At 68.4% G+C, this 14,363-nt stretch carries 11 protein-coding genes; 3 read left to right on the forward strand and 8 right to left on the reverse strand.

All coding sequences use genetic code 11. The features are described from left to right. Nucleotides 1–209: 209 nt before the first annotated feature. From H6844_18025 to H6844_18050, 6 genes are all read right to left on the reverse strand, one after another. Nucleotides 210–1,811, reverse strand: coding sequence for an AMP-binding protein (locus H6844_18025; GenBank protein ID MCB9931306.1), 1,602 nt, complete (start codon nt 1,809–1,811; stop codon nt 210–212). A 101-nt stretch (nt 1,812–1,912) separates the two neighbouring features. Then, nucleotides 1,913–3,052, reverse strand: coding sequence for a zinc-binding dehydrogenase (locus H6844_18030; protein ID MCB9931307.1), 1,140 nt, complete (start codon nt 3,050–3,052; stop codon nt 1,913–1,915). Nucleotides 3,053–3,138: 86 nt separating this feature from the next. Continuing rightward, nucleotides 3,139–4,143 carry an NAD(P)-dependent alcohol dehydrogenase gene (locus tag H6844_18035; GenBank protein ID MCB9931308.1) on the reverse strand — a complete coding sequence of 335 codons (1,005 nt, stop codon included), beginning with the start codon at nt 4,141–4,143 and terminating at the stop codon, nt 3,139–3,141. A 49-nt stretch (nt 4,144–4,192) separates the two neighbouring features. Next, a complete protein-coding gene (locus H6844_18040) occupies nt 4,193–5,326 on the reverse strand; it encodes a 5-methyltetrahydropteroyltriglutamate--homocysteine S-methyltransferase (GenBank protein MCB9931309.1) in 1,134 nt (377 codons plus the stop codon). A 480-nt stretch (nt 5,327–5,806) separates the two neighbouring features. Beyond that, on the reverse strand, nt 5,807–7,516 hold the full coding sequence (locus tag H6844_18045; protein ID MCB9931310.1) for a dihydroxy-acid dehydratase: 1,710 nt from the start codon (nt 7,514–7,516) through the stop codon (nt 5,807–5,809). A 43-nt stretch (nt 7,517–7,559) separates the two neighbouring features. After that, on the reverse strand, nt 7,560–9,302 hold the full coding sequence (locus H6844_18050; protein ID MCB9931311.1) for a gamma-glutamyltransferase: 1,743 nt from the start codon (nt 9,300–9,302) through the stop codon (nt 7,560–7,562). 58 nt (nt 9,303–9,360) lie between these two features. Here H6844_18050 and queA point away from each other — a divergent pair, with 58 nt between their 5' ends. The 3 genes from queA (at nt 9,361) to H6844_18065 (ending at nt 12,120) form a co-directional block, all read left to right on the forward strand. Then, a complete protein-coding gene (queA, locus tag H6844_18055; protein MCB9931312.1) occupies nt 9,361–10,386 on the forward strand; it encodes a tRNA preQ1(34) S-adenosylmethionine ribosyltransferase-isomerase QueA in 1,026 nt (341 codons plus the stop codon). Nucleotides 10,387–10,600: 214 nt separating this feature from the next. After that, complete coding sequence (gene tgt / locus H6844_18060; protein MCB9931313.1) at nt 10,601–11,725, forward strand: tRNA guanosine(34) transglycosylase Tgt; 1,125 nt, start codon at nt 10,601–10,603, stop codon at nt 11,723–11,725. Nucleotides 11,726–11,748: 23 nt separating this feature from the next. Continuing rightward, nucleotides 11,749–12,120, forward strand: a complete 372-nt coding sequence (locus tag H6844_18065; GenBank protein MCB9931314.1) for a nuclear transport factor 2 family protein — start codon at nt 11,749–11,751, stop codon at nt 12,118–12,120. Nucleotides 12,121–12,387: 267 nt separating this feature from the next. On the opposite strand, the gene H6844_18070 is transcribed toward H6844_18065, so the two are convergent. Beyond that, complete coding sequence (locus tag H6844_18070) at nt 12,388–13,062, reverse strand: glutathione S-transferase family protein (protein MCB9931315.1); 675 nt, start codon at nt 13,060–13,062, stop codon at nt 12,388–12,390. A gap of 232 nt (nt 13,063–13,294) precedes the next feature. After that, nucleotides 13,295–14,359, reverse strand: coding sequence for an LLM class flavin-dependent oxidoreductase (locus H6844_18075; protein ID MCB9931316.1), 1,065 nt, complete (start codon nt 14,357–14,359; stop codon nt 13,295–13,297). Between the last annotated feature and the right edge of the window lie 4 nt (nt 14,360–14,363).

Raw genomic sequence — 14,363 nt, forward strand, 5'->3', positions numbered from 1 at the left:
TCCTCGCAATCTTGAGTTTGCGGGCAGCTTGCGCCATTTCGGCGAGGGCGTCCAGCGCGAGCCGCGCCCGTTTCTCCGGACGGTGCGGAGCGCCGATCCGGGACCGCTCACTCGCGAACACGGACGGTGGCGATGTTCGGATGTAGACACCGGTCCCGGATCGGCGCTCCGCACCGTCCGGGAAACACCGGCTTTCTGCGCTGCTGGGATCAGTCGTAGCTGGCCTGCACGCCGGTCACGGCACCTTCCGCCCCGAAACGCGCCAGCAGGTCGTCGCGGATCGTCTGCTTGGCGACCTTGGCGCTGGCGGTTTTCGGCAGTTCGTCGGCGAACGCCCAGTGCCTCGGCACCTTGTAGCCGGCGATCAGGCGGCGGCAGTGGGCGGTCAGCGCGGCCTCGTCCAGGGTCTGGCCGGGCTTCGGCACCACCATGGCGGCGATCCGCTCGCCCAGGTCCGGGTCGGGCAGGCCGACTACGGCGGCTTCCAGCACGTCCGGGTGGGCGAACAGGGCGTCCTCCACCTCGCGGGCATAGACGTTGAAGCCGCCGGTGATGATCATGTCCTTGGTGCGGCCGACGATGAACAGATAGCCGTCGGCGTCGAACCGGCCCAGATCGCCGGTGTGGAACCAGCCGTCGCGGATCGCCGCCGCGGTCAGGTCGGGCCGCTGCCAGTATTCGAAGCTGGCCGCGCCCTCCGCCCGGATGCAGATCTCGCCGACCTCGCCGGCCGGCAGGTCCGCGCCGTCCGCCGAGCGCACGACGATGCGATGGGCCAGGATCGGCCGGCCGCAGGAGGCGAGGCGGGCGGCTTCGGCTTCCGATCCGTTCGTCACATGCTCGCCCGGATAGAGCAGGGTCAGCGGAGAGTTCGCCTCGCTCATGCCGTAGTGCTGGCGGAACACCGGCCCCAGCACCTCCAGCCCGCGGCGCAGCACGTCCACCGGGATCGGCGCCGTGCCGTAGTTGATGCGGGTGAGCGACGACAGGTTATAGGTTTCCGGCTCCAGCGCCGCCACGAAGCGGACGATCATGGTCGGCACCAGCAGCAGATGGTTGATGCGGTGCCGTTCGATCGCGGATTGCAGTTCCAGCGGGTCGAAGCGCTCGAAAATGATGGTCTTGGCGCCGCGCACGAAACAGGGTTGCAGATAGTTGCCGGCGACATGGCTCAGCGGGCCGACCTGGCCCATGGTCTGGTCCGGCCCCAGCGCGTACTCGCAGGACTGGAAGAAATTGGCGAGGCGGGCCAGATGGCGGCGGTGGGTGCCGACCACGCCCTTGGGCTTGCCGGTCGAGCCGCTGGTGTAGGTCAGGCGGCAGATCGTGTCGGCCGGCACTTCCAGCCGGGGCTCGGCGTCGGACGCGCCTTCGAGGAAGGCGTCATAGGCCAGCCCCTGTGGCGGCTGCCAGTCGATGCCGATGACGTGCTTCAGGTCCGGCGCATGGGCGAGCACCGGCTCGATGATGTCGCGATAGAAACCGGCGACGATCACCGCGCGGCAGCCGGCATCGGTCAGGATGCCCAGATGCTCCGGCCCGGCATGGCGGCTGTTCAGCGCGACGATGCAAAACGCGCCCTTCAGCAGGCCGAACACCGCATCGACCGAGTGGATCGAGTTGTTGACCAGCACGCCGACCCGGTCGCCCGTCTCCAGCCCCAGCGAGCGCAGGCCGTTGGCCAGCCGGTTGGCGCGCGCGTTCACCTCGCGGAATGTGTAGGTGCGCTGGCGGAAGACCACGGCCGGGCGGTCGCGGAACTGCTCGGCCGCCCAGCGGATTTCGTAACCGGCTTCCAGCGTGTCAGTCATGACGGGTGTTCCGCCTTGTAGGCCCAAAAACCTGTAGACCCAAAAACCCGCCGCATCCCGAGGGGCCGTCGCGGCCCGCCCGGGACGGGCAGGGGATGGCGTCAGGCCACCCCGTGCGGCGTCAGCACCTGGCGCACGGTGGCGTTGGCCTGAAGCTTGTCGAAGGCCAGATTCAGCTCCTCGAAGCCGATGGTGCGGTCGACCAGCCGGTCCACCGGCAGGCGGCCCTGGCGATAGAGGCTGATGAAGCGTGGGATGTCGCGCACCGGCACGCAACTGCCCATGTAGGAACCGCGGATCGACTTCTCCTGGCTCACCAGATTGCTCTGGTTGAACGAGAAATTCGCGGCCGACGGCGAGAGGCCGGCGGTGACGACGCTGCCGCCATAGCGGGTGACGTTATACGCCGTCTCCATCGCCTTGATCGTGCCGGCCAGGTCGAAGGCGAAGTCGACGCCGCCATTGGTGATGTCGCGCACCTGCTCCACATGGTTCGGGTCGGTGGCGTTGACCGTGTGGGTTGCGCCCAGCTGGCGCGCGAGGCCCAGCTTCTCGTCCGACAGGTCGATGGCGACGATCTTGTCGGCGCCGCCGACCACCGCGCCCAGCAGGCCGGAGAGGCCGACGCCGCCCAGGCCGACAATGGCAACCGCGTCGCCGGAGCGGATGCGCGCGGTGTTGATGACCGCGCCGGCGCCGGTCATGACCGCGCAGCCGAACAGCGCCGCCTCGTGCAGGGGCAGGTCGTTGTCCACCTTCACGACCGAACCGCGGTCGAGCACGCCGTATTCCGCAAAGCAGGAGACGCCCGTGTGGTGCGCCAGCTCGTTGCCGTCCAGGTCGCGCAGGCGCGAGCCGCCGCCCATCAGATGGCCCTGCGCCTTGGTCGCAGCGCCCAGTTCGCAGACCTGCGGCCGGCCTTCCAGGCAGCGGCGGCAACGGCCGCAGGAGGGCGAGAACTGGAACACCACATGGTCGCCCGGCTTCAGGTCGGTGATGCCGGGGCCGCATTCGACGATCTCGCCGGCGCCCTCATGGCCCATGACCACCGGGGTTTCGCGCGGGCGGTCGGCATTGATGACCGAGAGGTCGGAATGGCAGATGCCGCCGCCGCCCATCTTCACCAGCACCTCGCCATGCTGCGGCGGCAGCAGTTCGACCTCCTCGATGGACAGGGGCTGGGACTGGGCAAAGGGCTGCGGTGCATTGAACTGGCGCAGCACGGCGGCTTTCATACGCATGGGAAACGATCCTTCAGGGCTCGGAATGGAATGGCCGGCTGCGAGTATAGACGCAGATTGCGCCGGGTCCAGGTGGGGCGGGCGTTCTAGCCGGCAATGACAACCTTGCCGAAATGCCCGGCCGCCTGCAGGTGGTGGAACGCCGCGCGGGCGTCCTCGAACGCGAAGGTCCGGTCCAAGACCGGACGCAACTCCGCGGCCTCGAAGGCCCGGTTCATGCGTTCGAACATGGCGCGGCTGCCGACATAAATGCCGCTGACCCGGAGCGAGTTCCGAAAGATCAGCGCCGGATTGATTTCGCCGCCGGTGAGGACGCCGATCAGGGCGATATGCCCGGCGACCCGGGTGCTGGCGATCGAGCGGGGCAGCGTGCCGGCGCCGCCCACCTCCAGCACATGGTCGACGCCGCGCCCGTCCGTCAGGTCGAGCACGGCATGCTGCCAGTCCGGCGTCGCGCGATAGTTCACCGTGCCCCAGGCACCCATCGCCCTGGCCCGCTCCAGCTTCTCGTCGCTGGAGGAGATGATGACGCTGCGTGCGCCATGCATGGCCGCGATCTGGAGGCCGAAAATCGAGACGCCGCCGGTGCCGATCAGCAGCACGGTCTCTCCCGCCATCAGGCGGCCTTTCTCGACGAGCGCATTCCAGGCGGTCAGCGCGGCGCAGGGCAGGGTGGCGGCCTCGGCATAGGACAGATGCGCCGGAATCCGCACCAGGCCACGCTCGCTCAGCACCACCTCTTCCGCCAGCACGCCATCCATGGTGCCGCCCAGGGCGCTGGCCATGCCGTCGGCGGTGATGTCGCCATCCTCCCAGCGCTGGAAAAAGCAGCCGGCGACGCGGTCGCCGGGCTTGAAGCGCCGCACGCCTTCGCCGACCGCCAGCACCTCGCCCGCGCCGTCGGAGTTGGGGATGCGGGGATAGGGCAGGTTGCGGCCGCGCGGGTCCAGCACGGTCAGGAGGTCGCGATAGTTCAGCGACGAGGCGTGCATTTTCACCAGCACCTCGCCGTGACCGGGGGCGGGGGTCGGCCGGTCGGCGAGGGCCAGGGCGTCGATGCCGCCGTCGGAAACGATTTCGTAAGCGCGCATGGTGGTCTTTCAGGCAGGGGATAGGGGGAATGCTGTCATGGGCTGTGGCTCAGACCGAGCCCCAGATCGCTTCGGCCGTCTCCACCACCCGTTCCAGCTTGCGGCGCTGGTCGTCGGCGGTGATGGCGTTGCCTTCCTCGGTGGAGGCGAAGCCGCATTGCGGCGCGATGCCCAACTGGTCGAGGTCGGCGTATTGGGCGGCCTCGTCGAACTTGCGGCGCAGGTTGTCCACGCTTTCCATGGCGCCGACCTTCGTGGTGATGAAGCCGGGCATGACCCGTTGCTTGCCCTTCGCCAGCAGGCGCAGCGGCTCCAGGCCGCCGGCGCGCTCGGTGTCGTATTCCATGAAGAAGATGTCGACGCCGGTCCGGTTGAACACCGCGTCCGCGGCGGGGTCGTAGGCGCCTTCGGCGGCATAGGTGCTCTTGTAGTTGCCGCGGCACATATGCATGCCGATGGTCATGTCGGCCGGCCGGTCCTTGATCGCCTCGTGCATCATCCACGCATAATGACCGATCAGTTCGTCCGGGTCGCGGCCCTCCGCCACTTTCGCCGCCCGGTGCTTGGGGTCGCAGAGATAGGCGAAGAAAATATCGTCCATCTGCAGATAGCGGCAGCCGGCATCGTAGAAGGCGTGCACGGCCTTCTTGTAGGTGCGGGCGATGGCGGCGAAGAAGGCGCGGCGGTCTTCCTTGTATTCCGGCACGCCCAGGTCATCGGAGCCGATGCGGAAATCGCAGCAGCTGGGGCCGGGAATAGAGATTTTCGGGCAAACCCTGGTGTTGGCCGCCAGGAACCGGAAATGCGCCAGCATCGGATGATCGTCGGGGAAATCCAGCGGCGCGGTGACGACGGGAAAGATCGGGCGCAATTGCGTGCCGGCGAACTGCACGCCCTCGCCGCGCTCCACCAGGTCGAGGCCGTCCAGCATGCCCATGAAGTCGTAATGCCACCAGGACCGTCGCGCCTCGCCGTCGGTGACGACCGGCAGGCCCACGTCTTCCTGCATGCGGATCAGGTCCGGGATGGCCGCATCCTCGGCGGCTTTCAGGCCGGCGGCATCGAGGGTCTTATCCTCGAAATGCGCCTTGCGCGCGGCGGCGACGCCGGCGGGACGCAGCAGGCTGCCGACATGGTCGGCGCGGAAGGGCGGGGTGCGGACGGGTGTGCTGGGAGCGGGCATGGTGCGCCTCCTTGTAACGTTCGTCGCTTCGTCCCGAGCAGGATAACGCCGGTCGCGTCATTCCGAATAGGGCCCTCGGCCTTTTATCGCCCGAGTCGGGTGCGTCCCTCGATACGGGCCTGCGGCCCTACTCGGGATGAAGCGACGGACAACGGGCGACGGTTGGGACCGTGTCGGCCTCTCCCCCGCTTCATCCCGAGTGGCCGGCGCTGCCGGCGTATCGAGGGGAGACGGAGACGGTTGGGACCGTGTCGCCCTCGCCCCCGCTTCATCCCGAGTGGCCGGCGCTGCCGGCGTATCGAGGGGCGACGGGCGACGGTTGGGGCCGTGTCACCCTCTCCCCCGCTTCATCCCGAGTGGCCGGCGCTGCCGGCGTATCGAGGGGAGACGGGCGGCGGTTGGGACCGTGTCACCCGCTCCACCGGCTTTATCCCGAGTAGCCGCGCAGCGGCGTATCGAGGGGGCGGGCAGGGCGGTTCGCTACCCTTCCTTCACGCCGCGCAGGAACTCGAAGTCGGCGCCGGTGTCGGCCTGGGTGACCTCGTCCAGATAGAGCTTGAGATAGCCGCGCTCCTGGCCCTCGTGATAGGGCGCGCGGAAGTCCGCCTTGCGCTGCTCCAACTCGGCCGCGTCCACCAGCAGTTCCAGGGTGCGCGCCGGCACGTCCAGGCGGATGCGGTCGCCGGTACGCACCAGGCCCAGCGGCCCACCCACCGCCGCTTCCGGCGTGCAGTGCAGCACGATGGAGCCGAAGGCCGTGCCGCTCATGCGCGCATCCGAGATGCGGACCATGTCCTTGACGCCGGCGGCGGCCAGCTTTTTCGGGATCGGGATATAGCCCGACTCCGGCATGCCCGGCGCGCCCTTCGGCCCGGCGTTTTGCAGCACCAGCACGTCGTCGGCCTGCACGTCGAGATCGGGAGAATCCAGCCGCTCGGCCATATCCTCCAGCGAGGAGAACACGACGGCCCGGCCCTCGTGTTGCAGGATGGCGGCGGCGGACTGTTTGATGATGGCGCCGCCGGGCGCGAGATTGCCGCGCAGCACGGCGATGCCGCCTTCCTTGTAGACCGGGTCGGCCTTGGTCTTGACCACCTGCTGGCCCCAGTCCGGCTCGGCCGCGGCGATATCCTCGCCGAGCGTCCGGCCGGAGACGGTCAGGCAATCGAGGTTCAGGCTCTCGCCCAACTCGCGCAGGATCGGCGCCAGCCCGCCGGCGCGGTACAGGTCCTCCATATAGTGCTGGCCCGAGGGCTTGAGGTCGACCAGCACCGGCGTCTCCGCGCCCATGGCGTCGAACGCCTCCAGGTCGATGTCGATGCCGAGCCGGCCGGCCACCGCCGCGATATGCACCAGACCGTTGGTGGAGCCGCCCACCGCCAGCAGGGTGCGGAGCGCGTTGTCGAACGCCTCCTTCGTCATGATCTGCGAGGGCTTGGTGCCCTCCAGCGCCAGACCGACGGCGCGGGCGCCGGTGTCCTCGGCATGGCGCAGGCGGTCGGCCATGACGGCGGGAATGGCGGCACCGCCCGGCAGCATCATGCCCAGCGCCTCGGCCATCAGCGCCATGGTGGAGGCCGTGCCCATGACCATGCAGGTGCCGGCGGTCGGCATCAGCCGGTTGCCGACCGCGTCGATATCCTCCGCCGAGATCTCCCCCGCCCGGTGCAGGCCCCAGAGCCGCCGGCAGTCGGTGCAGGCGCCCAGGCGCTCGCCGCGGAAATGCCCTGTCATCATCGGGCCGGTGACTTCCAGGATCGCCGGCTTGCCGGCGCTGGCCGCCCCCATCAGCAGGGCCGGAACGGTCTTGTCGCAGCCGCCGATCAGCACCACCGAGTCCATGGGCTGGGCGCGGATCATCTCCTCCGCGTCCATGCTCATCAGATTGCGCAGAAACATCGAGGTCGGGTGTGAGAAGCTTTCGTGCACGCTGATGGTCGGAAATTCCACCGGCAGGCCGCCCGCCAGCATGACGCCGCGCTTGATCGCCTCCACCAGGTCCGGAACGGAGCGGTGGCAGGCGTTATAGCCGCTGAACGTGTTGGTGATGCCGACAATCGGCCGCTCCAGCGCATCGTCGGTATAGCCCATGGCCTTGATGAAGGCCTTGCGCATGAACAGCGAGAATGCGTTGTCGCCGTATTGCGCGAGGCCCTGGCGCATGCCGGGGGTTTTGGGGCTATCGGTCATGGGCGGTGCGCCTTGCGGGTAAAGGGGTTGGGGCGCCGTCCTACTACACGCCGACCGCAAAGGCCATGCGGCGCGGGTCGGCGGCGGCGGTCTTGAAGCCGGTGTCGCGGTCGTCGACGATCAGGCCCATGGAGCCGGCAAGCCAGGTCATGTCCGGCCACCACTCCACCTTGTGGCCGAGGCCCGCCAGCGCGTCGCCGGTGGCGCGCTCCACCCGGCCTTCCAGGCGCAACAGGCCCGGATGCTCGGCGTGCGGCTCGAAGCTGGAGGGGAAGCTGTAGCTGGCAAAGCGCGGCGCCTCCACGGCTTCCTGCGCGCCTTTCTCCCAGACCACCAGGTTCAGCAGCGTTTGCAGCATGGCCTGGGTCTGGACGTCGCCGCCGGGCGTGCCGAACGGGATGAACTGGCGGCCGCGGATGGCCATGGCCGGGTTCGGCGTCAGGCGCGGGCGACGATACGGGCCGATCTCGGAGGCATGGCCGGCCTCGGCCCAGTTCTGCACGCCGCGGCAGGACGGCACGAAACCCAGCCCCGGCACGACCGGGCCGTGATAGGAGCCGTCGCTGGGCGTCGCCGAAAACACGTTGCCGTGCCGGTCCACGACGCAGAGATAAGACGTGTCCAGGCTCGACAGCGTCTCGACCTCGTCCGGCAGGGCCGGCGGCGGCTGTTTCAGACGCGGCGCGTCGCCATCGACGCCCAGGTCCTTGCCGGAGGCCGCGGGCGGGCGTCCGGGCCAGGCCTTGTCCCACTCGAACCGGGTCGCGCGCCGGGCGGCGAAGTCCTTGGAGGTGAGGGCCTGGATCGGCACATCGAAATGGCGCGGATCGCCGATCCAGGCCTCGCGGTCGGCCATGGCCAGCTTGGTCGCCTCGGTCAGCAGATGCAGGTAGCGCGGGCTGTTGTGGTCCAGGGTCGAGAGGTCGAAGCGCTCGACGATGTTGACGATTTCCAGCAGCGCCGGCCCCTGGCACCACGGCCCGCAGGTGAAGACCTCGGTATCGCCGAAGCGGGTGGAGCAGGCGGGCTCGATGCCGACGCGGAAGCCGGCCATGTCGTCCATGGTCATCCAGCCGCCTTGGGCCTGCACGAAATCGACCATGGTGCGGGCGATGTCGCCCTTGTAGAACGCGTCCCGCGCCGCCTTCAGCCCGGCGGCCCGGCCGCCCTTGGCCGCGGCACCCCGTTCCTCGTCGGCCATGTGTTGCAGGGTGCGGCCCAGATCCTCCTGCACGAAGCGGGCGCCGACCGCCGGTGCCTCGCCATCCCGCAGATAGATGGCGGCGGAGGCCGGGAAGCTGCGATAGGTCTCGACATTGTTGGCGATGGTCTGGTGCAGCAGCGTGTTCATGGCAAAGCCCTCGCGCGCGAAGCGGATGGCGGCCTCGGCGCACTGGCCGAAACTCATCGTGCCCCACAGCTCCAGCGCGGTGATCCAGGCATCGGGTGCGGCCGGCACCACCATGGACATGACGCCTTTCGGCTGCTTGCCGCCATGGTGCTCGCGGAACCAGGCGGACGAGGCCGCTTTCGGCCACCAGCCGAGACCCGAGACGGTGACGACGCGCTGTTCCGCCTCCAGCCAGACCATGATGGGGGCGACGCCGGCGACGCCGACCAGGTCGCTTTGCAACACGCCGAGGGCAATGCCGCCGCAAACGCCCGCATCGATGGCGTTGCCGCCCGCCTCCAACACCGCCAGCGCCGCCGCACTGGCGAGATAGTGCCCGGCCGAGACCGCATGGCGGCTCGCATGGATTTCGGGGCGGAGGGTGGAAGCGGCCATGGTGCGGCACTCCTGCGGACTTGCGATTGCGGCCAGTCTGCCGCAAACAGCGGGAACAATGAAGCTCTCCGATTTCGATTTCGCCCTGCCCGAGCGTCTGATCGCCCAGCATCCCGTCAGCCCGCGCGATGCGGCGCGGCTGCTGCACGTGCCGAAACAGGGGCCGTTCGCCGACCGGGGCGTGTGCGACCTGCCGGCGTTGCTGGAGCGGGGCGACGTGCTGGTGGTGAACGACACCCGCGTGATCCCGGCCCGCCTCACCGGCCGGCGCGGCGAGGCCAGGATCGAGGTGACGCTGCACAAGCATCTGGGGCCAAGCCGCTGGGCCGCCTTCGCCCGTCCGGCGCGCCGGCTGCGGCCCGGCGACGAGGTGCGCTTCGCCGACGATTTCGCCGCCACGGTGGAGGCCCGTGACGGCGGCGAGGTGGTGCTCCGCTTTGCCGGCGACGACGCCGATCTGGCCGCGGGCCTGGAGCGCCATGGGGTCATGCCGCTGCCGCCCTATATCAAGCGCCCGGCGGAAGGCGCGACGGAGGACCGCGACAGCTACCAGACCGTGTTCGCCGCGCGCGAGGGGGCCGTGGCGGCCCCCACCGCCTCGCTGCATTTCACGCCACGGCTGGTGCAGGCGATCCAGGAGCGGGGCGTGGAAATCGTGACCGTCACGCTGCATGTGGGCGCCGGCACCTTTCTGCCGGTGAAGGTCGAGGACCTGTCCCGGCACGTCATGCACGCCGAATGGGGCCAGGTCAGCGCCGAGGCGGCCGCGCGGATCAATGGCCGCCGCGGCCGGGTGGTGGCGGCGGGCACGACGGCGCTGCGCCTGCTGGAAAGTGCCGCGGCCGCGGACGGTCGGCTGGCTGCCTGGGCCGGCGACACCGACCTGTTCATCCTGCCCGGCTACCGCTTCAAGCTGGTGGATGCGCTGCTCACCAACTTTCACCTGCCGTGCTCCACCCTGTTCATGCTGGTGAGCGCCTTTGCCGGGGTGGAGCGGATGCGCGCGGCCTACGACCACGCCATTGCGGCAGAATATCGGTTTTTTTCCTATGGCGATGCCAGCTTTCTGGAGCGGGTAGAATGAGTTCGGGAAGTTTCCTCCCTTATAACTGCATGAATGGCCACCACCACTTCGCGCCCACCCAACTCCGCTTCATCCCGAGTAGCGCCAGAGGCGCGTATCGAGGGGCGACGCGAAGGGCCGCAGAAAACGCCCCTCGATATGCCGCTGGCGCGGCTACTCGGAATGAAGCGGGCTGGCGGTGCGGCGCACGTCTGGTTGAGATGGCCCGCAGGCAATCATGACCCTGTCCTTCACCCTTCTCGCGACGGCCGGCGACGCGCGGCGCGGGCGCATCGACACCGCGCACGGGCCGATCGAGACCCCGGCCTTCATGCCGGTCGGCACCGCGGCCACGGTCAAGGCGATGCGGCCCGAGGATGTGCGCGCGACCGGCGCCGACATCATTCTCGGCAACACCTATCACCTGATGCTGCGGCCGACGGCGGAACTGATCGCGCGCCATGGCGGGCTGCACCGGTTCATGAACTGGCCGGGGCCGATCCTGACCGATTCCGGCGGCTTCCAGGTCATGAGCCTGGCAGGCCTGCGCAAGATGAGCGAGGACGGGGTGCGCTTCCGCTCCCATATCGACGGCAGCTATCACATGCTGACGCCGGAGCGCTCCATCGAAATCCAGCACTTGCTGGACGCGACCATTACCATGGCCTTCGACGAATGCACGCCCTACCCGGCGACCCACGAACAGGCGGCGGACAGCATGCGCCTCTCGATGCGCTGGGCGAAGCGGTCGCGCGACGCGTTTGGGGCGCGGCAGGGCTATGGCCTGTTCGGCATCGTCCAGGGCAGCGTGTTCGAGGACCTGCGGGCGGAGTCGGCGGCGGCCCTGCAGGAGATCGGCTTCGAGGGTTATGCCATTGGCGGCCTCGCGGTGGGCGAGGGGCGGGAGCAGATGTTCGCCACCCTGGACTTCACCACCCACCACCTGCCGGCGGAAAAACCGCGCTATCTGATGGGCGTCGGCCGGCCGGCGGATATCGTCGGCGCGGTGGCGCGCGGCGTCGACATGTTCGACTGCGTCATGCCCACCCGCTCCGGCCGCACCGCCCAGGCGTTCACGCGGGCGGGGGAGATGAATCTGCGCAATGCCCGGTTTGCCGATGACCCGGCGCCGCTGGATGCCGGCTGTTCCTGCCCGGCCTGCACCGGCTATTCCCGCGCCTATCTGCGCCATCTGGTGAAGGCGGAGGAAATCCTCGGCATGATGTTGCTGACCTGGCACAATCTGCAATTCTACCAGGACCTGATGGCGGCCCTGCGCGGTGCGATCGCCGCCGGCGACCGCCTGGACGGCGACCCGGAGGCCGTGGTGCGCCGCCTGCTGCCAGTCGCCGAAGCGTGACAAGGGGAGAGGGGGCCAAGCCCATGGACGCCGTAGCCGAAGTGCTGGAAGCCGACCGCCGCCGCATCCGCGCCATGCTGAACCAGGACGCCGATGCGCTGCTGCCGCTGCTGGCGGACGACCTGATCTACATTCACTCCTCGTCGGCCAAGGACAACAGGCAGAGCTATCTTTCGGCCCTGCTGTCCGGCGCGCTGCTCTACCGCGAGATCGAGCCGTCGGAGGTGGAGGCGCGGGACATGGGCGACTGGGTGCTGCTGACAGGGAAGACCGCCATCGCGATCTTCGCCAACAGCCGCCGTGAGGAATTCGCCGTGCGCTTCACCGCCACCTATGTTCGCCGCGACGGGCGCTGGCAGCTCTATTGCTGGCAGTCGACGCGCCTGCCGGGGTGACGCGGGGAGGGAGGTTTACGCTCTCTTCCGGTTTCATCCCACGCAGTCGACTCTTGAGGGGTAAGGCCCACGCCCCTCGATACGCCGGCTTCGCCGTCTACTCGGGATGAAAGTGGGGGCTTTATCCTCGGCTTGCAATGGACCCTTGGCGGCGGGGAGGAATGGAATGGCGGTGAACCTAGGAGCCATGTCCTTGCCTAAACCGGGGCCTCATTCCGAGTAGCCGCGGACGCAGTCCGGGGCGTATCGAGGGACGCGGAGTGCCCCCTAAACCCGCACGAAGTCCGGCCCCTTGGCCATATCGGCCCACTGGGCGAGCGCACCGTTTGCGGCCTCCCAGTTCGGCCGGGCCTGCATGGCCCGGTACCAGCGCTGCACGTTCGGCCAGTCGGCGAAAGTGCAGCCGATCACGTCGCCCAGCGAGACGATGCCGGAAGCGAAATAGTCCGCAATCGTGATGTCGTTCCCCGCAAGGTACGGGTTGCCCCGGCCCAGCGTGTGTCGGTCGAGAATGTCGAGAAACTGCCGCGCCTCGGTCTCGCCGGCCGCCGCCACCAGACGCTGCGCATTCTCGTCCGGCAGCTTGCAATGGTCCAGCAATTGCGAATAGCAGAGATTGTAGCCGAAGGAGCGATAGAAGCCGGTGTTGAACCAGTCCATGAGCGCATTCACCCGCGCCCGCTGCTTCAAATCCTTTGGGTAGGCCGCCGATCCGGTCTTGTCGGCCAGATATTTCAGAATGGCCGAGGACTCGCCAATGCAGAGGTCGCCGTCTTCCAGGACGGGAACGGCGTGCGAAGGATTGATCTTCAGAAAATCCTCGCCGTATTGCGCGCCGGTGAAAATGTCGACCAAGACAGGTTCGAGGTCGATTCCTTCGTCGGCGGCAAACAGCGTCACCGGACGGGAGACCGTGGAAACAGGATGCATGTAGAGCTTCACAGGAACATCCTTTCAGACTGACATGCGATAAGTCCCGCAGCCGGCACCCTAGACCCGCGTCCCGGCGGCCGCCAGCGCGTCGGGTGCGACCGCTTGTCGAGCCGCAGTCCGGTAACTGTTCAAATCAAAGGGTATTTTTGAACACTACCCTACATCATGGCGGGCTGAAAGGGATTCCGACGACGCGCATATTCGGTCGGCAATGTTCACGCATGCCAGGCTCCGAGGCGCCTTACCGGAAGGCCGGCATGACCTCCTCGCCGAAGCGGCGCATGCTGGCCAGGTTCTGCTCCTGGCTCATGGCGCCGAAGCCGGTCTGGCAAAGCAGGTGCCGCACGCCGGCTTCCCTCAGTTCCGCCACCTGTTCGCGCACCCGTTTCGGTGAACCGTAGATGGAGCCGGTCTCCAGCACATAGGGAATCGCCGCCGCGTCGCCTATATGCGGGTCGGCCCAGGCGTTCATGGTCTCCGGCGCCGGCTGGAAGTCCGCAGGGTTGAAGGCGTCGCGCACGTGCATCATGTGATGGCGCGTTTCCGCCAGCAGCGCCGAGAGTTCGTCCTCCGCCTGGGCATCGCTTTCCGCCACATAGACGTTGCGCCAGAGCGCGTTCTGCGCCCTGAGGCGCTCGCGCGTGGCGGCGGCGTGGCCGCCTTCCTCCAGCCCCCGGTCGTAGAGCGCCCAGCGCTCGGCAATCTTGTCGACCGGCAGGCGGGCGGTCAGCACCGGCACGCCCAGGCGCCCGCACTCCACGAACGAGCCGGGCGAAATCACGCTGCGCCAGAGCGGCGGGTGCGGCTGTTGCACCGGCTTCGGCCGGATTTCCGGCACCTCGACCTGGTAGAACCGGCCCTGAAACGACAACGGCGCCTCGCGCCAGGCCCGTTGCATCAGGTCCAGGCCTTCGGTCATGCGCTCGCGGCTGTCGTCGGAGCGCAGGCCGTGGCCGACGAACTCGTACTCGTTGTAGACCGTGCCCTTGCCGATGCCGACATCGATCCGACCCTTGGAGAGGTTGTCCAGCAGCGCCAGTTGCGTCGCCAGACGCACCGGGTGGTGAAACGGCATCTGCACCACCGCAAAGCCGATGCGGATGCGCTCGGTCTTCATGGCGAGCGCGCTCGCGAACAGGATGGCGTCGTTGTAGACGCTCTCGCCGGTGAAATAGTGCTCGGTCAGCCAGACGTCGTGAAAGCCGAGGGCCTCCGCCGCCTGCACCTGGGCGATCTGGTCGTCGATGCGCTGCGCGTCTTCCTCCGGCGAGGGCGAGAGCGACAGGGTGAGCCAGCCGAATTTCATGGGA

Source organism: Alphaproteobacteria bacterium, assembly GCA_020638555.1.
In the GTDB taxonomy this organism is placed as follows: domain Bacteria; phylum Pseudomonadota; class Alphaproteobacteria; order Bin95; family Bin95; genus JACKII01.